The organism is Methylobacterium nigriterrae (assembly GCF_037106235.1).
GTDB lineage: Bacteria > Pseudomonadota > Alphaproteobacteria > Rhizobiales > Beijerinckiaceae > Methylobacterium > Methylobacterium nigriterrae.
Window position 1 is genome coordinate 1 of the sequence record NZ_JBAWTG010000923.1, and the last position, 266, is coordinate 266.

At 72.6% G+C, this 266-nt stretch carries 1 protein-coding gene; it reads left to right on the forward strand.

Going from position 1 to position 266, the window contains the following annotated elements; genetic code table 11:
- Positions 1 to 266 (forward strand): ParA family protein (locus tag WDW90_RS39705; RefSeq protein ID WP_336493068.1); only part of this gene is annotated, 266 nt, incomplete at both ends.

A 266-nucleotide genomic window follows, 5' to 3' on the forward strand; every position in this document is an offset into this window, starting at 1 on the left:
CCTGTCCGCCGCCGAGGTCCAGCTCGTCGGCGAGGTTGCGCGCGAGTCCGTCCTCTCCCGCGCGCTGCGCCCGGCGCTGGACGTCTACGACGTCGTGCTCATCGACTGCCAGCCCTCCCTGGGGCTGCTCACCGTCAACGCGCTGACCGCCGCCGACGGCGTCCTCATCCCGCTGGAGTGCGAGTTCTTCGCCCTGCGGGGCGTCGCGCTGCTCGTGGAGACGATCGACAAGGTGCGCGACCGGCTCAACCCGGACCTCGCCGTGG